Origin of the sequence: Microbacterium sp. NPDC057741, from assembly GCF_042798735.1 — a bacterium.
GTDB lineage: Bacteria > Actinomycetota > Actinomycetes > Actinomycetales > Microbacteriaceae > Microbacterium.
Genome location: NZ_JBHVJW010000001.1, coordinates 1353987 through 1374223, shown reverse-complemented (window position 1 = coordinate 1374223; position 20237 = coordinate 1353987). Strand labels below are relative to the sequence as shown.

Sequence of the window (20237 nt, the reverse complement as noted above, 5' to 3'; positions counted from 1 at the left end):
GCTGGTGCGCGCCGTGCTTCCTCTCATCCGGACTACCTGGGAGTCGCCTCCCACATCACCGTCGGTTCCGGAGTTCCACCGGATCGGCGCCCTGACGGGCGTTCGCGGACTTTCACCGCCGGTTCGGATTCTCACCGACCCCGGAGCACGTTGATGCTCTGAGTCTAGTCAACGCGGCATCCGTCGATTCATTCCCGTGAAGCCGCGTTACTTCAGCAGCCGCGACAGCCGGCGGTCGGCGAGCACCTTGCCACCGGTCTGGCAGGTGGGGCAGTACTCGAGGCTGCGGTCGGCGAAGAACACGGATCGGATGGTGTCGCCGCACACCGGGCATGCCTCGCCGCGGCGGGCGTGCACGCGGAAGCCCGACCGCTTCGCGTCCTTGAGGCTGGCGGGCGGCTTGCCGGACGCCTCGGCCGTGGCATCGCGCAGCGTGGTCTGCATCGCGTCGTAGAGCCGGTCGATCTCGGTGTCGTCGAAGCTCGCGGCCGGCGCGTACGGCGACATCTTCGCGGCGTGCAGGATCTCGTCGGAGTAGGCGTTGCCGATGCCGGCGATCAGCCCCTGATCGCGCAGGAGGCCCTTGATCTGCGTGCGCCGGCCGGCCAGCAGCGCGGCGAACGCGTCGCGCGTGAACGCGGGGTCGAACGGATCGGGTCCGAGCCGGGCGATGCCGGGCACATCCTCGGGATCACGCACCACGTACACCGCGAGCGACTTCTTCGTGCCCGCCTCGGTGAGGTCGAAGCCGCTGCCGTCGTCGAGCGCCACGCGCAGCGCGATCGGGCTCTTCCCAGGCTTGATGAGAGTGGTCGGCAGCGCGTCGTACCAGCGCAGCCAGCCGGCCTTGGCGAGGTGGAAGACCAGGTGCAGATCGTCGCCGCAGGAGAGATCGACGAACTTGCCGTGCCGGGCGGTGGACGTGATCGTCGCACCGTGCAGTGCGGTGTTCGGCGGATCGTAGGTCTTCAGTGCGGCGATCTCGCCCACGCTCGTGCGCGTGATCGCATGACCCACCGCCCGCTCGCCGAGATAGTCGACGAGCCCCTGCACCTCCGGCATCTCGGGCATGCGTTCATCCTGTCACCGGGATGCGACATCCGGCCAGGGGTGCCGCTATCGCAGCAGCAGCGACAGGAACTGCCGCGCTTCGGCGACCATGTCCACGGGCTCTGCGTCCTCGTCGGAGAGTGCCAGCAGCCACTGCACCTGCAGGCCGTCGAGTGCCGCCATCGTGATGCGCGCCGCGCTCTGCGGAGAGACGCCCTCGCGCAGCATTCCGTCGTCCCGCAGCTTCGCGAAGTCGGCGGCGAGCTCGGCGCCGACTCGCGCATACCGGCGCTGGAAGTAGGCGTGCGCGGGGTGGTCCTCGCTGGTGGCCTCCGCCGAGAGAGCGGTGTACAGCTCGATGATCGGGCGCTGCCGCTGGTTGCGCTCGACGAGCAGGATCAGGGCGTCGATCACCGAGCTGCCCTCGCCGAGGAACTCCGAGATCGCTGTGAAGTCCGCACTGTCGCGCTCGTCGAGCACGGCCTCGAGCAGTGCGACCTTACTGGGGAAGTGATGCAGGAGTCCGGTCTGGGTGACGTTCGCGCGCGCGGCGATGTCGCGCAGCGACGCTCCGTTGTAGCCGGACTCGCCGAACGCGGCGACTGCAGCCTCGAGCAGTGCGGCGCGCGTGGCCGCGCTCTTCGCGTACGGTCCGCGGCGGCGGGAGGGGGCTGCTGGCACAGCCCGATCCTACTTCGGCACTCACGAATACCGAGCACCTGGTATATTTTCGACAACGGGTGGCGAGGACGCACCCTGCATACGAGGGAAGGATCACGGATGACTTCGGAGACCGGGAGCGAGCGGGTCGAGCGGCTGCTCGCAGAGCTCACGCTCGAGGAGAAGCTCGGCCAGCTGACGCAGTACTTCTACTTCGGCGCGATCGACGGAGGGGCCGAGACCCCGGACGGCGCACCGTCGCAGGCCGACCTCGTCGAGGGCGCCCTGGCGACCGGCGGTGCCGGCGCCCTGCTGTTCGTGAACGACCCGGCCGAGACCAACCGCCTGCAGCGTCAGGCGATCGAGGGCAGCAGGCACGGCATCCCGGTGCTGTTCGGCTTCGACGTCATCCACGGTCTTCGGACGATCTTCCCCGTGCCGATCGCGCTCGCCGCGACCTGGGACGCCGACGTGATCGAGCGCTCGCAGGCGGTCGCCGCGCGCGAGGCGCGGGCCGTCGGCATCAACTGGGTGTTCGCGCCCATGGTCGACATCGCGCGCGACCCGCGCTGGGGCCGCATGATCGAGGGCGCGGGAGAGGACCCGCTGCTGGGCGGCATGGTCGCCGCCGCTCAGGTGCGTGGCTTCCAGGGCGAGCGCATCGGCACGCCCGAGCACGTCATCGCCGGCCCGAAGCACTTCGCCGGCTACGGCGCAGCTCTCGGCGGCCGCGACTACGACGAGGCGAACATCTCGGACCAGGAGCTCTGGAACACCTACTTCCCGCCGTTCCATGAGGCGATCAAGGCGGGCGCCGGCAACATCATGGCCGCCTATCAGGACCTCAACGGCGTGCCGGCATCCGGCAACCGGTGGCTGCTGCACGACGTGCTGCGCGAGGCGCTCGGGTTCGAGGGCTTCGTCGTGAGCGATGCGAACTCGGTGCGCGACCTCGAGACGCACCACTTCGCCGCAGACCTCACCGACGCAGGCGCCCGCGCGCTGAATGCCGGGATGGACATGGAGATGGCGATCTTCGATCCCGCGTTCGGCCACCTGCAGGCGGCCGTCGAGGACGGGCGCGTCGACGTCTCGCGAATCGACGAGAGCGTCCGACGCATCCTCACGGCGAAGGAGGCGCTCGGCCTGTTCGACGCGCCGTTCGTCGACGAGGATGCCGCAGCGACCGTGCTCGCCGACCCGGCGCACCGCGTCGCCGCGCGGGAGGCCGCCGAGGCGTCCGCCGTGCTGCTGCGCAACGAGGGCGTGCTGCCGCTGGATGCCTCGGCGCTGAAGCGCGTGGCCGTGATCGGGCCGATGGCGGACTCCGCTCGCGACACGATCGGCCCGTGGGTGTTCGACTACGACCTCGACGAGACCGTCACGATCGCGGCCGGCCTGCGGACCGCACTGGGCGGCCGGGCCGAGGTCACCTACGCCTCCGGCGTGCCGTTCGACCGGCGCGAGTTCCCGTCGATGTTCGAGATGTTCGGCGACAGCGGTCCGTTCAGCCCGGCAGATTTCGACGCGGATGCCGAGTTCACCCGCGCCGTCTCGGATGCCGCGGCTGCCGACGTCGCGATCGTCGTGCTCGGCGAGCGGCAGGACATGATCGGCGAGAACGCCTCACGGTCGAGCCTCGAGCTGCCCGGCGACCAGCTGCGGCTGCTGCAGGCCGTGGCCGGGACCGGCACGCCGATCGTGCTGGTGCTGATGAGCGGGCGCCCGCTCGACCTGCGCTGGGCGTCCGAGAACGTGCCGGCGATCCTCGAGGTCTGGTACCCGGGCACGCAGGGCGGTGCGGCGGTCGCGAACCTGCTGCTCGGCGACGCGACACCCGCCGGCAAGCTGCCCTTCACGTGGCCGCGCACCGTCGGGCAGGTGCCGATCCACCACGCCGTCACGCGCTCGCACGACCCGCAGTCGCAGGGGCGCCGGTACTGGGACGAGCAGAGCACGCCGCTCTATCCGTTCGGCCACGGCCTGAGCTACGCGGCGTTCGTCTACGGCGAGGTCTCGGTCTCGGCTGCCGAGTGCGGCATCGAAGGCGAGGTCACCGTCTCGGTCGACGTGACGAACGCCTCGGATCGTGACGGTGCCGAGGTCGCGCAGTTGTACCTGCACCAGCGGCACGGCAGCGCGTCGCGGCCGCTGCGTCAGCTCGCCGCTTTCGAGCGCGTCGAGGTGCCGGCAGGCCAGACGCGTCGGCTGCAGTTCCGGATCGGCGCCGAGCAGCGCCGGTACTGGAGCGCTGCGACCCGCGACTGGACTCTGGACGCCACGACCTTCGACATCTGGGTCGGCGGCGACGCCGCGGCATCCGCTCATGCCGAGTTCACCGTGATCGCCTGAGCCGACGACCTCCCTCCCGGGGCCGGGCGTGAGCCCGGCCCCGTATTCTTGATGGGCGGTCGGATGCCGCGGAGAACGGAGACCTTCGTGGCGGTGCGGCACTCGTCGGCGCGCGGCGTGCTGACGTCGATCGCGGCGTCGTTCCTGTTCGGCGGCATGTTCCTGCTCGCCGGTCTCGTCTCGTCCTCGGCCGAGGTCGTCTTCGCCTGGCGCGTTCTGATCGCGTTCGCCTGTTACGGCGCCGCGCTGCTGCACCCGGCGGCCCGTCGCGAGCTGCGCACGCTGTGGCGCCGGCTGTGCTCGCGCTGGTGGATGCCGCTGCTGTCGCTGCTGCTGACCGCGATCGTCGGTGTGCAGCTGTGGCTGTTCATGTGGGCGCCGCAGAACGGGCACGCGCTCGACACCTCGCTCGGATACCTGCTCCTGCCGATCTGCCTGGTGCTGTGCGGACGGTTCCTCATGAAGCACCGGGTGAGCATGCTGCAGTGGGTGGTGGTGGGTCTCGCGGCCGTGGCCGTGGCCGTGAAGCTCGTCGCGACGCCGGAGCTGTCCTGGGTGACGCTCGCGATCTGCGTCCCGTACTCGGTGTACTTCGTGCTGCGGCAGCGGTTCGGGCTTGACGGCCCGATCGTGTTCGGCTGGGAGATCGCGCTGATGCTGCCGGTCGCCGTCCTGTTCCTGCTGACCGGGGCCGGACCGTCGTCGGGCGTCGAGACCGTCGCGCTGCTCGCGATCGGCTTCGCGAGCGCGATCGCGATGACGCTGTACCTGGCGGCGTCGTCGATGCTCACGATGCCGGTGTTCGGCCTGCTCGGCTATGTCGAGCCGATCCTGCTGGTCGTCGTCGCGATGCTGCTCGGCGAGCGGATGCAGGGCGCGGACGCCCTGGTCTACGGCATCCTCGCGGTGGCGCTCGCCGTGCTCGCCGTCGACGGCTTCCGCTCGGCGCGCCGGGTGCGTTGACAGGGCGGGTGCGTCAGACGGGCGTTCGCGATGTCGATCACGGGCGCATTCCTGCCCGAGCCCGGGACACCGGCCGATCGAGTCACATCGTCCAGAGTCGGAATACGAAGTAGCCGATCGGCAGCACGGCGAGCAGCAGCTGCATGATCATGGGGACCAGCACCTCCAGCACGAGAGCGGATGCGGCGAGGATGATCGCCCAGATCGCGGGTCGTCCCCCTCGGCGTCTGCGTAGCGCGCAGACGCCCATGACCAGTGCGATGACGCTGAGAAGGGCGACGACCACACCCAGTCGTCCGGATGGAGGGTCCTCATACAGTGCGAAGGAGAAGCCCGAGGCGACGTAGACCTCGATGACTTCCCATGCATCCACGATTCCCAAGGCCACCGAAACGGCGGCGAGGCCGACCGCGGTCCAGCCGAGCGGCGACGATCCGCGTTCTGTGACCGCTTCGGCCTCTGCGCGCTGTGACATGCCCGCCACAGTATTCGCTGGGAACGAGACGCCGTTCACGGCCTGTGGACAACTCTTGACGGAGATCGGCGCTGCCGCTCAGAGCACCGGCCATCGCACTGGTGTGCGGTCGTCGGTGGCCAGCAGGCCGCCTACCCAGCCGTCGTCGCGGCCGCGCTCGCTGGTGAGGGCCTGCCGCTGCATCCCTTCGTAGCGGAAGCCGAGCGCGCGGGCCGCGCGGGCCGACGGGACGTTGCCGACCACGGCCCGCCAGTTCAGGCGCGCGAGGTCGAGTTCGGCGAAGGCCCAGTCGACGGCGGCGCGCGATGCCTCGACCAGGTAGCCCCTGCCGCGCTGCGGGGCGGCCATCCAGTACCCCAGCTCGGCGTGACCTCCGCCGACGCTGTCGGTGATGTGATGCAGCCCGACGACGCCCACCAGCGCGTCCTCGGCGTAGATGCCCCAGATCGCCTGGCTGCCGTCGGCCCACCACTGCGCGATCAGCTCGACGAAGCCCTCAGCGTGATCGCGCGTGTACGGGCTGGGCTGGGCACCGTCGTCCAGCGCGGGATCTCGGGATCCTGGCACGCCGCGGTGATCGCGTCTACGTCTGCCTCGGTCGGTGCGTGCAGGACGAGGCGGTCGGTGCGCAAGGTGACGGCTTCCATCGGGCAACCGTACCGGCCGGGCTGGGCGCCCCGCATGTCGGCGGTCCGCAATACACTTGTCCGGTGACTGTTCCGGGGATTCTGCGCGCCTTGGAAGAGGCGAACCTGTACCGCGATGCGCTCAGCTGGGCGTCCACCGACGCCGACATCTCGCTGGTCGACGGCCTCGACGCGCCCGTCATCGCCGGCCTGCTGCAGAAGCGGGCGGATGCCGGGCATCCGGCCGCAGTGCTCGTCGTGACGCCGACCGGCCGCCGCGCCGAATCGGTGGCGGCCGCGCTGGACGCCTACTTCTCGGATGCCGAGATCCTCACCTTCCCGGCCTGGGAGACTCTGCCGCACGAGCGTCTCAGCCCGAGCCCGGACACCGTCGGCCGCCGGCTCGAGACGCTGCGCAGCATCAGCACCTGGGACGGTGCGAAGCCCCTCGTGGTGGTCGCCTCGGTCCGCGCGGCGCTGCAGCCGCTGGCCGCCAACCTCGGCGACGCCGCACCGCTCGAGCTGCGCGTCGGATCCAGGGGCCTCGAACTCGAGGACGCCGTCGAGCAGCTCGTGGAGCGTGCCTACTCGCGCGTCGACATGGTCTCGCGCCGTGGCGAGTTCGCCGTGCGCGGCGGCATCCTCGACGTGTTCCCGCCGACTGCCGAGCATCCGTCCCGGGTGGAGTTCTTCGGCGACGAGATCGATCAGATCCGCGCCTTCTCGGTCGCCGACCAGCGCTCGCTGCCCGGCGAGATCCCGGTCATCGAGCTGCCCGCGAGCCGCGAGCTGCTGCTCACAGCCGAGGTGCGCGAGCGCGCCGGCGAGCTGGTCGGACGCTACCCCGCGATCGCCGGGATGCTCGAGAAGATGAGCGAGGGCATCCCCGTCGAGGGCATGGAGTCGCTGCTGCCCGCCGTCGCCGGTCCGCTCGTGACCCTCGCCGAGTACCTGCCCCCGGGGTCCGCCGCCGCCATCGTCGACCCCGAGCGCGCCACCGCCCGCGCCCAGAACCTCGGCGAGACCAACCGCGAGTTCCTCGACGCCGCGTGGAGCGCCGCGACGTCAGGAGCATCCGCTCCCATCGATCTGGGCGCCGGTGACTTCCGCACGATCGCGCAGCTGCGCGACGTGGTGCGCGACCGCGACGGCGTGTGGTGGCGGTTGAGCGCCTTCGCCACCGACGACGCGGATGCCGCGAACCTCGACTCCTCGGTGATCCCGTCGTTCCACGGCAACGTCGACGGCGCGATCTCGTTCGTCGAGGCGCGGCTGCAGGACGGCTGGCGGGTGGTCGTCATCGCCTCCGGCCAGGGCCTCGTCGAGCGCGCCCTTGATGTGCTCGGCGACCGTGGCATCGCCGCCCGCATCATGGAGGACCTCGTCGCGGAGCCGGATGCCGGTGTCGCGACCCTGGTCACCGGCACTGTCGAATCAGGGTTCCAGGTGCCCGACGCTCGGCTCGCGGTGCTCACCGACAGCGAGTTCTACGGGCGCACCATCGGCGGTGACCAGCGTGTCGTCAAGAAGCTCGCCTCGCGGCGCAAGAACGTCGTCGACCCGCTGCAGCTCAAGCAGGGCGACTACGTCGTGCACAACACGCACGGCATCGCCAAGTTCGTCGAGATGACCAAGCGCGAGGTGTCCTCGGGGGGACGCAACGCCGTCAAGACCACCCGCGAGTACCTGGTGCTCGAGTACGCGCCGTCCAAGCGCGGCTACCCGGGCGACAAACTGTTCGTGCCCACAGACCAGCTCGACCTGCTCTCGAAGTACGTCGGCGGTGAGGCCCCTGTGCTGTCCAAGATGGGTGGCAGCGACTGGGCCGCGGCCAAGGGCAAGGCCCGCAGGGCCGTGCGCGACATCGCCGTCGAACTGGTCAAGCTGTACTCGGCGCGGATGAGCGCCAAGGGGCACGCGTTCGGTCCGGACACGCCCTGGCAGCGCGAGCTGGAGGAGGCGTTCCCGTTCGCGGAGACGCACGACCAGCTGCAGACGATCGACGAGATCAAGGCCGACATGGAGCGGCCGATCCCGATGGACCGCCTGCTGTCCGGCGACGTCGGCTTCGGCAAGACCGAGGTCGCCGTGCGCGCCGCGTTCAAGGCGATCCAGGACGGCAAGCAGGTCGCGATGCTCGTGCCGACCACGCTGCTGGTCAAGCAGCACCTCGAGACGTTCACCGAGCGGTTCGCCGGCTTCCCGGTGAAGGTGCGGCCGCTGTCGCGGTTCCAGACCGACAAGGAGGCCCGTCTCACCCTGGCCGGCCTGGTCGACGGCACCGTCGACATGGTCATCGGCACGCACCGCATCCTCACCGACCAGGTGATCTTCAAGGACCTCGGGCTCATGATCATCGACGAGGAGCAGCGCTTCGGCGTCGAGCACAAGGACACTCTGAAGAAGATGAAGACCAACGTCGACATCCTCGCGATGAGCGCGACGCCGATCCCGCGCACCCTCGAGATGGCAGTCACCGGCATCCGCGAGATGTCAACGCTGCAGACCCCGCCCGAGGACCGGCATCCGATCCTCTCGTTCGTCGGAGCGCGCAGCGACAAGCAGATCGCCGCGGCGATCCGCCGCGAGATCCTGCGCGAGGGACAGGTGTTCTTCGTGCACAACCGCGTGCAGTCGATCCAGCGCGTGGCCTCCGAGCTCGCCGAGCTCGTGCCGGAGGCGCGCATCGCCGTCGCGCACGGACGCATGGCCGAGCACCAGCTGGAGCAGGTCGTCGACGACTTCTGGGAGCGCAAGTACGACGTGCTCGTTTCGACCACGATCATCGAGACCGGCCTGGACATCTCCAACGCGAACACGATCATCATCGATCGCGCCGACAAATACGGCCTGTCGCAGCTGCACCAGTTGCGCGGACGTGTGGGCCGAGGCCGCGACCGCGCGTACGCGTACTTCCTCTACGACGACATGAAACCGCTCAGCGAGACCGCCGCCGATCGCCTGCAGACCATCGCCGTGAACAACGACCTCGGTTCGGGCATGCAGGTCGCGCTGAAGGACCTCGAGCTGCGCGGTGCCGGCAACATGCTGGGCGCCGAGCAGGCCGGGCACATCGCCGGCGTCGGCTTCGACCTCTATCTGCGCATGGTCGGTGAGGCCGTGGCGACGTTCCGCGGCGAGGACACGTCGTCGGACGTCGAGCTGCGTCTCGAGCTGCCGGTGGATGCCCGCATTCCGGAGCACTACATCGACAGCGAGCGGCTGCGTCTGGAGGCGTACCAGAAGCTGTCCGCCGCGGCGGGGCCGACGGCATCCGACGATGCGATCGATCTCGTGGTCGAGGAGCTCACGGACAGGTACGGTGCCCTGCCCGACGAGGTCGGCGGGCTCGTGGCGGTGGCGCGGCTGCGACGTCGCGCGGCGCGCGCCGGGCTCTCCGATGTCGTCGCGATGGGGTCGAACCTGCGGATCGCCCCGGCGAACCTGCCCGATTCGATGAAGGTGCGCCTGCAGCGGCTCTACCCGAAGGCGAAGTTCGTCGCCGGGGGAGAGGCTCTGCTGGTGCCGATGCCCGAGGACATCGAGCTGATCGAATGGGTGGGCAATCTGTTCACGGCGCTGTTCCCCGAGCCGGTGAAAGCGGAGGCGTCCTGAGACGGGTCTCCTAGGCTCGAGGCATGACGGGCATCCTCGAGCGCGGCACGGCGACCATCCACTACGTCGACGGGGGCGGCACGGGCCGCCCCGTCGTGTTCACGCACGGCGCGGGCATGGACGGCGAATCCTTCGCCGCACAGGCGCAGGCGGTGCAGGATGTCGGGTACCGCGGCATCCGCTGGGATCTGCGGGGGCACGGGGCCTCAGCGCTCGCGGCGGGCACCCGCTTCACCGCGGAGGATGCACTGGCCGACCTCGGCGCTCTGCTCGACGAGCTGCGACTGGAGCAGCCGGTGCTGGTGGGGCACTCGTTGGGCGGGAATCTCTCGCAGGCATGCGTCCGCGCGATTCCCGAGCGGATCGGCGGCCTGATCGCCGTCGGCACCACGTGGAGCACCGGACCGCTCACTGGCGGCGAGCGGCTCGGACTGCGGATGGCTGCGCCGATGCTCCGGCTCATCCCGGCCTCGCGGCTGCCGGGCCTGATGGCGGACGCCTCGGCGGTGACACCCGAGGCGGTCGAATCCATCCGGGCGACCTTCGCCCGGATGCCGAAGCCCGTGTTCCTCGACGTGTGGCGAGCGACCGCCTCGTTCGTCGCACCCGATCCGGCCTATCGCACGCCGGTGCCGCTGGGTCTGGTCGTCGGCGAGGAGGACCGCACAGGCAACATCCGCACTGCTATGCGGGCCTGGGCCGATGCCGAGGGCGTGCCGCTGCACGCGATCCCCGGCGCCGGTCACGTCGTGATGGCGGATTCCCCGGATGCGGTGTCCGAGACGATCGTGGAGACGCTCAGGGCGTGGTTCAGCACGGCACCCTGAACACCTGGCGTCAGCGCAGCGCGAAGCCCCCGTCGGTCGTGAGCACCTGGCCGACGACCCACGACCCGGCATCCGTGCACAGCCAGCCGATCAGCCGCGCCGGATCGTCGGGGCGGCCGAATCGCCCGAACGGCGTCTTCGCGAGGAACTCCGGCAACCAGCTCAGGTCGCGGTCGGTGGTCGCGGGATCCAGGTATCCGGTGTCGACGGGTCCGGGGTTGACCGTGTTCAGCACGATGCCGTGGTCCAGCAGCTCGGCGGCGACGGTCTTCGTGACGCCGGCGAGCGCCGCCTTGCTGGTGGCGTAGGCGACCTCGCCACGCATCGGCCCGTCGCCCTGCCCCGACGTCATCCAGATGACGTGCCCGGTGGGTTTCTCGAACGGACCGGACTCCACGCGGTCGCCGGGGCGCTGCGCGGCGGCATCCGTCCCGGCCTTCCGCTGCGCGAAGCCGGCGGTGAGCAGCATGGTCGCGCGGGCGTTGGTCTGCCAATGGGCGTCGAGGCGCTCGGCGGTCATGTCGAGTATTCCACCGTCGCCGCCGCTCAACGCCTGGTTGCAGACCAGGATGTCGAGTGACCCGGTCAGCCTTGACGCCGCATCCAGCAGCGGTTCGATCGACGCGGGGTCGCGCAGGTCGGCGTGCCGGTCGCCGGCGACGGCGCCCGGGATCAGGGCATCGGCGAGGCCGGTGCGCACGGCGTCGAGGTCGTCACCGCCCCAGGGCTGGTCGACGTCGTGCGGACGGTAGTGATGGAGGAACACGTTCGCGCCGAGTGCGGCGAGAGTCGTTGCGGTCGCGTAGCCGATTCCGGCGCGACGTGAGACACCGGTCACGAGTGCGGTGCGACCCGCAAGAGGATGCTGCATGGTGAGTCTTTCCTGTCGAAGGATGCCTGGGCGCGCAGGACGGCGCCCGAAGGCGGGGACGGAGGCGACTCACCGGCATTGCATGCCCCCGACCATAGCAGCGCGTCAGGCGTCGGCGAGCACCTGCTGGACGTAGGGCTGCAACTCGAGCCCAGTGACCTCGTCGCGGCTGAACCAGGCGACCTCGAGGATCTCGTCGAGGTCGGGACGTGGTTCGCCAGTGAGCTCGCAGGAGTAGACGGTGGTCACGTAGGCGACGCGGTCGCCGTTCGGATACTCGACGACGAGGTCTTCGCCGCCGTAGGCGCCGACGATTCCGAGCACCCGGATGCCGGTGCCGATCTCCTCGAGGACCTCGCGAGCCACGGCGTCTGCGGGCTGCTCGCCCGGCTCGATGCTGCCGCCGACAAGGCCCCACAGCCGGGTATCCGAGTGCCGGGCGAGCAGGAACCGGTCGCCGTCGCGGATCACCGCAGTGACCGCCGGGATCAGCAGCAGATCGTGCCCCACGTGAGCGCGGAGCGAGGCGATGTAGGGCGAGACCGGCATCCTGTCACGATAACGGAGCATGCGAGGATCGAGAGATGGCCGACACCTTTGACGAACTCATCGCAGACGCCGAAGCAGCCGACGTCACAGGCTGGGGCTTCGACTGGCTCGACGGCCGAGCCACCGAGGAACGTCCGCCGTGGGGATACGCCCGGCTGCTCGCGGAGCGCTGGGCAGCAGCACGCGCCGCGCTCGACCTCGACACCGGAGGGGGAGAGGTGCTCGCCGAGGCCCCGCTGTTCCCGCCGGTCGCGGTCGCCACGGAGGCCTGGCCACCGAATGCCGCGGAGGCCACCGCGCGACTGCACCCCCGTGGGGTGGCCGTCGTGCGGACCATGCCCGGCGGACCGCTGCCGTTCGCGGACGACGGCTTCGACCTCGTCACCAGCCGGCATCCGGTCTCGCCGGACTGGGTGGAGATCGCGCGCGTTCTCGCACCGGGCGGAACCTACTTCGCTCAGCACGTCGGCCCCGCGAGCGGATTCGAGCTCATCGAGTTCTTCCTCGGGCCGCTCCCCGAGCAGCGGCGCGGCCGCGATCCCGAGGCGGAGGCGGATGCCGCGCGCGCTGCCGGGCTGGAGATCGTCGACCTGCGCACCGCACGACTGCGGATCGAGATCGACGACATCGGCGCGGTCGTGTACCTGCTGCGCAAGCTGGTCTGGTGGGTGCCCGGCTTCAGCGTCGACAGGTACCGGGATCGCCTGCGTGACCTGCACGAGCAGATCCTGCGAGACGGTCCGTTCGTCGATCATTCCTCGCGGCACCTGATCGAGGCACGCAGGATCTGATCCGCGGGTCAGCGCCAGAGCCAGCGCAGTGCGTCGGGCAGCAGCACGCCGCCGTGGTTCGGGCTGTGTCCGCCGTCGCCGACGACCAGCCGCAGGTCGTGGCCCGAGCGGGCCAGAGCCGCTGCGGTCTCGAGTGACTCCGCGAACCAGTTGTTCTCGCGGTCGTTCCAGCCGATGTCGTGGTGTGCGGCGTGCAGGAAGGTGCGGATGCGGCGGGTCTCGCCGTCGGCGAGCAGCACCGGGTACGGGTTGCCGCCGGGCATCTGCGCGAAGCTCGGGTTGAACGCGATCACGCGGGCGATCGCGTCAGGGCGATGCCAGGCGGCGGTGAACGCCGCATTCCCGCCCGAGCTTCCGCCGCAGATCCCCATTCCGCCGCCGAAAGTCAGCCCTTCGGTGGCACGGGGAAGCACCTCCTCGAGCAGGAAGTCCACGTAGCGCGTATCGCCAGGGTCGTACTCGTTGTTGCGGTTCTTGGGCATGACTGACCCTGCGAACACGCCGGGGTCGACGAAGACCCCGATCATCGGCGGGATCGCATGCTGCGCGGCGAGGTTGTCCAGCACGATTCCCGCCCGCACATCGCCGTCGGGGTCGAGGTACCACCATCCGTCGTTGAACAGCATCACCGCCGCCGGCGATGACGGGTCGTGTCCGGCAGCCGTGTGCACCCAGACGCGACGCGTGGTGCCCGGATAGGTGCCGCTGTCATCGATCACGAACTCTCGGATTCCACCGGGGCGGACACCCGATTGCTGCTCCGAGTCGGGGCCGTGCGTGTACGTCACGGCCTCCTGATCCGAGGCGAGGGCGGAGAACGGAACGACGGGCATGCCCCCATCCTCTCTCATCGGCGCAACGGGTGCGGCTAGTCTGACGGCATGATCTACGAGCACCTCGGGGCTCGGCCCCGGATCCACGACACCGCAGTCGTCGCCCCCACGGCCGTGATCTCCGGCGACGTCGAGATCGGACCGAACTGCCAAGTGCTGCACGGCGCCGTGATCACCGCCGAGGGCGGCCCGATCGTGCTCGGCGAGCACGTGATCGTGATGGAGAACGCGCTGATCCGCGCCACGGCCGCCGATGCGGTGCACATCGGGCGGAACAGCCTGCTCGGCACGCTGTCGTCGGTGGCAGGGGCGGATGTCGCGGAGGAGTCGTTCCTCGCATCCGGCGCCCGCGTCTTCAACGGCGCCCGCGTCGGCGCACGCTGCGAGATCCGGGTGAACGCGATCGTGCATCGGCACTGCGTGCTGCCGGACGACGCGGTCGTGCCGATCGGCTGGGTCGCCGTCGGGAACCCGGCGAAGCTGCTCTCGCCGGATCGGCACGACGAGATCGCCGCCGCGCAGCCGGAGCTCGACTTCCCGGGCTACGTGTTCGGCGTCGACCGGGACACCCCTGACCTCATGGTCCAGCTCACAGAGCGCTACGCGCGATCGCTGGCCCGGCACGCCGACGACCGGGAGGTCGGCGCGTAGCGGCATCCGTCCGACGTCGCGCGGCGCCGGGAGCCCGCGTGCGCGCGGTGCCCGACTGGTCGCGCGGTGCTTTCCTGCTCATGCGGCGCTTATCTGCGCCGCGCGCGCCGAGAAGTGCAGCGCGAGCGCGGGCGGATGCCGAGAAATGCAGCGCGAACCGGAGTGTGCAGCGTGACCGGGGGCGGAGGTCGCTCTTCGGCGTCTCGCCCGGTGTTCGTGCGGTGCTCAGCGGCTCGCGCGGCGCTTTCCTGCTTGCGCGGCGTTTATCTGCGCCGCGTGAGCCGAGAACTGCAGCGCGGGCGCGGGCGGATGCCGAGAACTGCAGTGCGAGCGCGATAACACAGCGTGACCGTAGGCCGAACGCTGCGGCGCGTGCACCAGGACGCAGCGCGGGCGGCACCCTGGAAGGGAGCCGCCCGCGCGAGAGTGCGGATGCGTCAGATGACGCCCTGCTCCAGCATCGCGTCGGCGACGCGCTCGAAGCCGGCGATGTTGGCGCCTGCAACGTAGTCGCCGGGAACGCCGTAGCGCTCGGCGGCCTGGAACGACGCGTCGTGGATGTCGGCCATGATGTCGCGCAGGCGCTGCTCGCTGTCGGCGAAGCTCCAGCGCTGACGCGCGGCGTTCTGGCTCATCTCCAGCGCAGAGGTCGCGACACCACCGGCGTTCGCGGCCTTGCCTGGCGCGAACAGCACGCCCGCCTGCTGGAAGACACCGACGGCCTCGGGGGTCGAGGGCATGTTCGCGCCCTCGGCGACGGCGCGGACGCCGTTCGCGACGAGCATCCGCGCGGAGTCCTCGTCGAGCTCGTTCTGCGTCGCAGACGGCACGGCGATATCGACCGGGACCTCCCAGACGTTGCCGCCCTCGACGAACGTCGCGCCGGGACGACGGTTCGCGTACTCGACGATGCGGCCGCGCTCGACCTCCTTGATCTGGCGCAGCAGGGCCAGGTCGATGCCCGCCTCGTCGAGCACGTAGCCGGTGGAGTCGGAGGCGGTGATGGCGCGGGCGCCGAGCTGCTGGGCCTTCTCGATCGCGTAGATCGCGACGTTGCCCGAGCCCGAGACGGCGACGCGCTTGCCCTCGAGGTTCTCGCCGTGCACGGCCAGCATCTCCTGCACGAAGAACACAGCACCGTAGCCGGTGGCCTCCGTGCGCACCTGCGCACCGCCCCAGCCGAGCCCCTTGCCGGTGAGGATGCCGGACTCGAAGCGGTTGGTGATCTTGCGGTACATGCCGAACAGGTAGCCGATCTCACGGCCGCCGACGCCGATGTCACCGGCGGGGACGTCGGTGTGCTCGCCGATGTGGCGGAACAGCTCGTTCATGAACGACTGGCAGAAGCGCATGACCTCGGCCTCGCTCTTGCCGTGCGGGTCGAAGTTCGAGCCGCCCTTGCCGCCGCCGATGCCCTGGCCGGTGAGCGCGTTCTTGAAGATCTGCTCGAAGCCGAGGAACTTGATGATCGAGATGTTGACCGAGGGGTGGAAGCGCAGACCGCCCTTGTACGGCCCGAGTGCGGAGTTGTACTGCACGCGGTAGCCGCGGTTGACCTGCAGCCTGCCCGAGTCGTCGATCCACGGCACCCGGAAGATGATCTGCCGCTCGGGCTCGACGAGGCGCTCGAGAACGCCCTTGTCGAGGTACTCGGAGCGGCGCTCCAGCACGGGCCCGATCGAGTGCAGAACCTCGTGCACAGCCTGGTGGAACTCCGGCTCGTTGGGGTTGAGCGTGCGCACGGCGTCGAAGACGGGCTGTGCGGCAGTGGAGAGCGGATGGAAGTCGGCTGTGGTCTCGATGGTCACGCGGGTGCTTTCTGAAGGGGGATGAGGTGTTGGGGGCGATCGTGTCGCGTGAAGATTCGCCGGATCGGGCGGAGTTTCACTGTACAACGACTGCTAGGGTGCCCTTGTTTCTGCGTCAGCCGGTGTTCTGCAGACCGGCGGCCACTCCGCTGACGGAGAGTAGCAGCAGGCGCTGCAGTTCGGGTGATGCCACGGGCTCAGTGGTCGCGGTCGTGCGCAGCGCGCGGAGCGCCCGCAGCTGCAGCAGCGACAGCGCGTCCACGTAGGGGCTGCGCAGCTGCACGGCGCGCTGCAGCACCGGCTTGTTCGCGAGCAGGCGGTCGCCGCCGGTCAGGCGGATCACCCAGTCCCGAGTGAGCTCGAGCTCGTCGAGCACCAGCTTCGCGAGGTCGTCGCGGTCGCCGAGGGCGAGATACTCGCGGGCGATGCGCTCGTCGGTCTTCGCCAGGCTCATGGCCACGTTGTCGACCATGGTGTGCAGCAGCGGCCACTCGCGGTACGCCTCGATCAGCGCCTGCTCGTCGCCGACCGCCTGGAGCGCGGTGCCCAGGCCGAACCAGCCGGCCAGGTTGATGCGCGCCTGCGTCCAGGCGAACACCCACGGGATGGCGCGCAGGTCTTCGAGAGACTCGACGGACAGGCCTCGGCGGGCCGGGCGCGAGCCCAGCGCGAGCAGGCCGATCTCCTCCATCGGGGTGACTGTGGCGAACCAGGGCGCGAAGCCCTCCGCCGCGACCAGCGAGAAGAACCGGTCGCGCGAGGCGGTGTCCATCACGTCGGCGATGTGCGCGAAGCGGGATGCCGCGCTGCTGGTGCGCTCTTCGACCGTGGGCGAGGACGCCAGCAGGGTCGCCGCAGCGACCTGGTCGATGTGCCGCATCGCGATCGCGGGCTCGCCGTACCGGGCGAAGATGACCTCGCCCTGCTCGGTGAGCTTGAACCGGCCGTCGACTGAGTGCGGCGGCTGGGCGAGGATCGCGGAGTTCGCGGGGCCGCCGCCGCGGCCGAGCGCGCCGCCGCGACCGTGGAACAGAGTCAGCTCGATGCCGGCATCCTTCGCCCACAGCGCGATCTCGCGCTGCGCCTCGTAGAGCGCGAGGTTCGCGGCGACCGGGCCGACGTCCTTCGACGAGTCGGAGTAGCCGAGCATGACCTCGAGCCTGTTGCCGGTCTCGGCCATCCGTGCGCGGAACTCCGGCGTCTGCACGGCGGTGCTCATGATCGCCGGCCCCGCCTTCAGATCGGCGAAGGTCTCGAACAGTGGGACAACGTCGAGCACCGGGACAGCGTCGCCGAGCGCATAGCGCGCGAGCCGGTGCACGTTCGCGAGGTCCTCGGCCGACTGCGTGAACGAGACCACGTAGCGGCCGGCGGCGCGCAGGCCGTAGCGCTTCTGGATCTCCGCGATCGCGCGGAACACCTCGAGGACTTCCTCGGTCTGCGTTCCGATCGGGCCGCCGGCATCCAGTTCCGCGAGCGCCTGCCTGTGCACCTTGGAGTGCTGACGCACCTCGAGCTCGGTGAGGTGGAAGCCGTATGTCTCGACCTGCCAGATCAGGTGCTGCACACCGCCGAAGGCGTGGCGCCGCGCACCGGCATCCGCCAGCGACTGCTGTACCGCGCGCAGGTCGGCGAGCAGCTCCTCGGGGGCGCCGTAGGCGCCGCGGCTCTCATGCCGGGTGGCGCGCACGCGGTGCGCGAGCACGAGCAGTACGCGGCGGTGCGGCTCAGCGGGGGAGCGGGTGGCGACCTCCTCGGCGAGCGCGGGGTCGGCCTGTGCGAAGGCATCCCAGATCGCCTGCACCTCGGTGCTCGGCGGGGTGCCCTCGGCATCGAGGGTGAGCGTGCGACCGATGCGCTCGATGGCGCTCTCCAGCCCGCGCAGCACATGCTCGGCCGCGATCGCGGACGCCTCCCGCGTGACGGACGAGGTCACGAACGGGTTGCCGTCGCGGTCACCGCCGACCCACGAGCCGATCCGAACGAAGGGCGGCACGACCGGTGCGGAGTCGCCGGACTCCTCGCCGCGCAGGTCGTCATCGATGCGGCGGTAGATGTGCGGCACGGTCGTGAACAGCGTCTCGTCGAACACGCTCATCACCGTGCGCACCTCGTCGGTGGGTGTCGGCTTCTGCGCGCGCAGCGGCGCGGTGCGCCACAGGGTGTCGACCTCCTCCAGCATCCGGCGCAGCGCGCGGCGCTGCTCCGAGCCGCCGTCGCTGGTCGCATCGTGCTGGGTGAGCAGCTCGGCAAGGCGGCGGATGCTGCCGGACACGGCTCGCCGGCGCGCCTCGGTCGGGTGCGCGGTGAAGACCGGGTGGAAGCGCAGTGCCGCCAGACGACGGCTGGCCTCCTCCTCGCCGACCTCCGTGCGCAGCCGCGCGAACGCGGTCGCCACTGTGTCGGCGGCGGCCTCGCGGCCGGGCTTGCCGGCGCGCTCGCGAAGGATGCGCACACGCTGGTGCTCCTCGGCGAGGTTGACCAGGTGGAAGTAGCAGGTGAACGCCCGCGCCACCTCGTCGGCACGCTCGATCGTGAACTCGTCGGCGATCTCGGCAGCGCGACGGAACGCGGCATCCGATTCCTCGTCGTAGGCCTGGATGGTCGCCAGGCGCAGCCGCTCGACGTCCTCGAACAGGCCCGGCGTGCCGGACTCGCGCAGAACCTGGCCGAGCAGCCCGCCCAGCAGGCGCACGTCGGCGCGCATCTCGTCGGGAAGGCCGCTGGACGCCTCGAATCGGGTGATGACGCGGATGGCCTCGGTGGGGGTGGGCTCGGGGGTCATTCTTCGAGAGTATCCCGGCGCGAACGAGCGTCCTGACCGCGTGACATCCGGCCGGGATGAGAGCATGGAGGGGATGCGCATCTCGGTGAAGGCCCTTCGCGGACAGCAGTTCCCCGCCGTGCTCCTGCTCGTGGCAGCGGGACTCGGACTCCTGCTCGCCAACCTGCCGACGCACGACTCGATCGCGGAGGTGCTGAACTTCCATATCGGAGTGCCCGGCACCGACATCGATCACTCGATCTCGGACTGGATCGCCGACGGACTGCTCGCGATCTTCTTCCTGATGGTCGCGATCGAACTGCGTCACGAGCTCACGCGCGGCGAGCTGGACAGTCTGCACAAGGCCGCGCAGCCCGCGATCGCGGCGGCCGGCGGCGTGCTGGTGCCGATCGCTGTCTACCTGCTGATCGCCGGCCCTTCGTCGGGCTCGGGGGCCGTCACGGCAGCCGGCTGGCCGATCCCGACGGCGACGGACATCGCCTTCGCCCTCGGTGTGCTGGCCATGTTCGGTCGTGGACTGCCCTCGGGCGTGCGGGTGTTCCTGCTCGCGCTGGCGATCCTCGACGACATCATCGGCATCATCTTCATCGCCGTTCTCTTCGCGCACGACGTGCAGTGGGGCCTGTTCCTGCTGGCGGTCGTCGCCGTCGGCGCGTTCGCGATCCTGAGCCGGATGCTGGGGCGCAGCGGCCACTGGTTCATCGCGGTGCTGATGATCGTGGTGGGCGTGGCCACCTGGGTGCTCGTGTCCGAGTCAGGTGTGCACGCAACGATCGCCGGCGTGATGCTGGGACTGGTGATGTCGCCGGCGCCTGCCGAGCGCACCCGGCACGCGCTCGAGCCGTGGGTGAACGGCATCATCCTGCCGGTGTTCGCCTTCGCCGCGGCGTTCGTCGTGATCCCGCAGCTCGGCGGCGAGGGCCTGTCGCCGGCGTTCTGGGCGATCCTCGTCGCACTGCCCGTCGGCAAGGTCATCGGCATCACGCTCTTCGGCTGGATCGCCATGCGCTTCCGCCCCAAGGGCCAGGCCCCTGCGCTGGTGCTGCCCGACCTGATCGCCGCGGGTGTGCTCGGCGGCATCGGGTTCACGGTCTCGCTGCTGCTGGCCAACCTCGCATTCGCGTCCGATGCCGGCGTTCGCGATCAGGCGATCCTGGGTGTCCTGGCCGGTTCGCTCATCGCGCTGGTGCTGTCGGGCGTCGTCGTCTCGGCGCGCGCGCGTCACTACCGATCACTGGCGGGCGGTCGAGCATGAGCGCGTTCCCCTGCTCACGACCCGGGCGCGTGCTGCATGTCGCGTGGACGGTGACCGTCCTGCGGCGGCGGCGGCGACCGGCCGAGCGAACTCGAACCCGCGCGGGAACCTCGGCCGGCGGCGGAA

General features: G+C 70.3%; 16 protein-coding genes. 7 read left to right on the top strand and 9 right to left on the bottom strand.

Features of this window, described 5'->3' with window-relative positions; translation table 11 throughout:
- Window positions 1-207: 207 nt before the first annotated feature.
- Both ACFVDO_RS06640 and ACFVDO_RS06635 read right to left on the bottom strand, forming a co-directional pair.
- Window positions 208-1071 (bottom strand): Fpg/Nei family DNA glycosylase, encoded by an 864-nt coding sequence (locus ACFVDO_RS06640; RefSeq protein WP_378859572.1) that lies wholly within the window; start codon window positions 1069-1071, stop codon window positions 208-210.
- A 45-nt stretch (window positions 1072-1116) separates the two neighbouring features.
- Window positions 1117-1731, bottom strand: coding sequence for a TetR family transcriptional regulator (locus ACFVDO_RS06635; RefSeq protein WP_378859573.1), 615 nt, complete (start codon window positions 1729-1731; stop codon window positions 1117-1119).
- 99 nt (window positions 1732-1830) lie between these two features.
- Between ACFVDO_RS06635 and ACFVDO_RS06630 the strand changes: the two genes are divergently transcribed.
- Complete coding sequence (locus ACFVDO_RS06630; RefSeq protein ID WP_378859574.1) at window positions 1831-4062, top strand: glycoside hydrolase family 3 N-terminal domain-containing protein; 2232 nt, start codon at window positions 1831-1833, stop codon at window positions 4060-4062.
- 63 nt (window positions 4063-4125) lie between these two features.
- On the top strand, window positions 4126-5025 hold the full coding sequence (rarD, locus tag ACFVDO_RS06625) for an EamA family transporter RarD (protein WP_378859575.1): 900 nt from the start codon (window positions 4126-4128) through the stop codon (window positions 5023-5025).
- 82 nt (window positions 5026-5107) lie between these two features.
- Here the strand turns inward: rarD and ACFVDO_RS06620 are convergent, their stop codons facing one another.
- On the bottom strand, window positions 5108-5500 hold the full coding sequence (locus ACFVDO_RS06620; protein ID WP_378859576.1) for a hypothetical protein: 393 nt from the start codon (window positions 5498-5500) through the stop codon (window positions 5108-5110).
- 78 nt (window positions 5501-5578) lie between these two features.
- Window positions 5579-6067, bottom strand: a complete 489-nt coding sequence (locus ACFVDO_RS06615; protein ID WP_378859577.1) for a GNAT family N-acetyltransferase — start codon at window positions 6065-6067, stop codon at window positions 5579-5581.
- 143 nt (window positions 6068-6210) lie between these two features.
- Here ACFVDO_RS06615 and mfd point away from each other — a divergent pair, with 143 nt between their 5' ends.
- Window positions 6211-9741, top strand: coding sequence for a transcription-repair coupling factor (gene mfd, locus ACFVDO_RS06610; RefSeq protein WP_378859578.1), 3531 nt, complete (start codon window positions 6211-6213; stop codon window positions 9739-9741).
- A 23-nt stretch (window positions 9742-9764) separates the two neighbouring features.
- Window positions 9765-10568, top strand: a complete 804-nt coding sequence (locus ACFVDO_RS06605; RefSeq protein WP_378859579.1) for an alpha/beta fold hydrolase — start codon at window positions 9765-9767, stop codon at window positions 10566-10568.
- Between the two features lie 10 nt (window positions 10569-10578).
- Here the strand turns inward: ACFVDO_RS06605 and ACFVDO_RS06600 are convergent, their stop codons facing one another.
- Together ACFVDO_RS06600 and ACFVDO_RS06595 are read right to left on the bottom strand one after the other, a co-directional pair.
- Window positions 10579-11439 carry an SDR family oxidoreductase gene (locus ACFVDO_RS06600; RefSeq protein WP_378859580.1) on the bottom strand — a complete coding sequence of 287 codons (861 nt, stop codon included), beginning with the start codon at window positions 11437-11439 and terminating at the stop codon, window positions 10579-10581.
- A 105-nt stretch (window positions 11440-11544) separates the two neighbouring features.
- Window positions 11545-11988 carry an NUDIX domain-containing protein gene (locus ACFVDO_RS06595; RefSeq protein ID WP_378859581.1) on the bottom strand — a complete coding sequence of 148 codons (444 nt, stop codon included), beginning with the start codon at window positions 11986-11988 and terminating at the stop codon, window positions 11545-11547.
- 35 nt (window positions 11989-12023) lie between these two features.
- Here ACFVDO_RS06595 and ACFVDO_RS06590 point away from each other — a divergent pair, with 35 nt between their 5' ends.
- Entirely contained in the window at window positions 12024-12779 is a 756-nt protein-coding gene (locus ACFVDO_RS06590) for a methyltransferase domain-containing protein (protein ID WP_378859582.1), read from the top strand.
- 8 nt (window positions 12780-12787) lie between these two features.
- Here the strand turns inward: ACFVDO_RS06590 and ACFVDO_RS06585 are convergent, their stop codons facing one another.
- Window positions 12788-13612: an alpha/beta hydrolase gene (locus ACFVDO_RS06585; RefSeq protein ID WP_378859583.1), complete on the bottom strand. Its 825-nt coding sequence runs from the start codon at window positions 13610-13612 to the stop codon at window positions 12788-12790.
- Between the two features lie 48 nt (window positions 13613-13660).
- On the opposite strand from ACFVDO_RS06585, the gene ACFVDO_RS06580 reads away from it, so the two are divergent.
- Complete coding sequence (locus tag ACFVDO_RS06580; protein ID WP_378859584.1) at window positions 13661-14263, top strand: gamma carbonic anhydrase family protein; 603 nt, start codon at window positions 13661-13663, stop codon at window positions 14261-14263.
- Between the two features lie 437 nt (window positions 14264-14700).
- Here the strand turns inward: ACFVDO_RS06580 and gdhA are convergent, their stop codons facing one another.
- Together gdhA and ACFVDO_RS06570 are read right to left on the bottom strand one after the other, a co-directional pair.
- The gene (gene gdhA / locus ACFVDO_RS06575) at window positions 14701-16065 is read right to left on the bottom strand and encodes an NADP-specific glutamate dehydrogenase (protein WP_378859591.1); all 1365 of its coding nucleotides are present in this window, start codon (window positions 16063-16065) and stop codon (window positions 14701-14703) included.
- A 121-nt stretch (window positions 16066-16186) separates the two neighbouring features.
- The gene (locus tag ACFVDO_RS06570) at window positions 16187-18856 is read right to left on the bottom strand and encodes a phosphoenolpyruvate carboxylase (RefSeq protein WP_378859585.1); all 2670 of its coding nucleotides are present in this window, start codon (window positions 18854-18856) and stop codon (window positions 16187-16189) included.
- 64 nt (window positions 18857-18920) lie between these two features.
- On the opposite strand from ACFVDO_RS06570, the gene nhaA reads away from it, so the two are divergent.
- The gene (nhaA, locus tag ACFVDO_RS06565; RefSeq protein WP_378886843.1) at window positions 18921-20111 is read left to right on the top strand and encodes a Na+/H+ antiporter NhaA; all 1191 of its coding nucleotides are present in this window, start codon (window positions 18921-18923) and stop codon (window positions 20109-20111) included.
- Window positions 20112-20237 lie beyond the last annotated feature (126 nt).

What these genes read in the sequence shown, in the direction of transcription:
- ACFVDO_RS06620 (WP_378859576.1), bottom strand. Translation starts at nt 5,500, where the DNA reads ATGTCACAGCGCGCAGAGGCCGAAGCGGTCACAGAACGCGGATCGTCG.
- ACFVDO_RS06600 (WP_378859580.1), bottom strand. Translation starts at nt 11,439, where the DNA reads ATGCAGCATCCTCTTGCGGGTCGCACCGCACTCGTGACCGGTGTCTCA.
- ACFVDO_RS06570 (WP_378859585.1), bottom strand. Translation starts at nt 18,856, where the DNA reads ATGACCCCCGAGCCCACCCCCACCGAGGCCATCCGCGTCATCACCCGA.
- nhaA (WP_378886843.1), top strand. Translation starts at nt 18,921, where the DNA reads ATGGAGGGGATGCGCATCTCGGTGAAGGCCCTTCGCGGACAGCAGTTC.
- ACFVDO_RS06590 (WP_378859582.1), top strand. Translation starts at nt 12,024, where the DNA reads ATGGCCGACACCTTTGACGAACTCATCGCAGACGCCGAAGCAGCCGAC.
- ACFVDO_RS06580 (WP_378859584.1), top strand. Translation starts at nt 13,661, where the DNA reads ATGATCTACGAGCACCTCGGGGCTCGGCCCCGGATCCACGACACCGCA.
- ACFVDO_RS06640 (WP_378859572.1), bottom strand. Translation starts at nt 1,071, where the DNA reads ATGCCCGAGATGCCGGAGGTGCAGGGGCTCGTCGACTATCTCGGCGAG.
- ACFVDO_RS06595 (WP_378859581.1), bottom strand. Translation starts at nt 11,988, where the DNA reads ATGCCGGTCTCGCCCTACATCGCCTCGCTCCGCGCTCACGTGGGGCAC.
- ACFVDO_RS06605 (WP_378859579.1), top strand. Translation starts at nt 9,765, where the DNA reads ATGACGGGCATCCTCGAGCGCGGCACGGCGACCATCCACTACGTCGAC.
- ACFVDO_RS06630 (WP_378859574.1), top strand. Translation starts at nt 1,831, where the DNA reads ATGACTTCGGAGACCGGGAGCGAGCGGGTCGAGCGGCTGCTCGCAGAG.
- rarD (WP_378859575.1), top strand. Translation starts at nt 4,126, where the DNA reads ATGCCGCGGAGAACGGAGACCTTCGTGGCGGTGCGGCACTCGTCGGCG.
- ACFVDO_RS06585 (WP_378859583.1), bottom strand. Translation starts at nt 13,612, where the DNA reads ATGCCCGTCGTTCCGTTCTCCGCCCTCGCCTCGGATCAGGAGGCCGTG.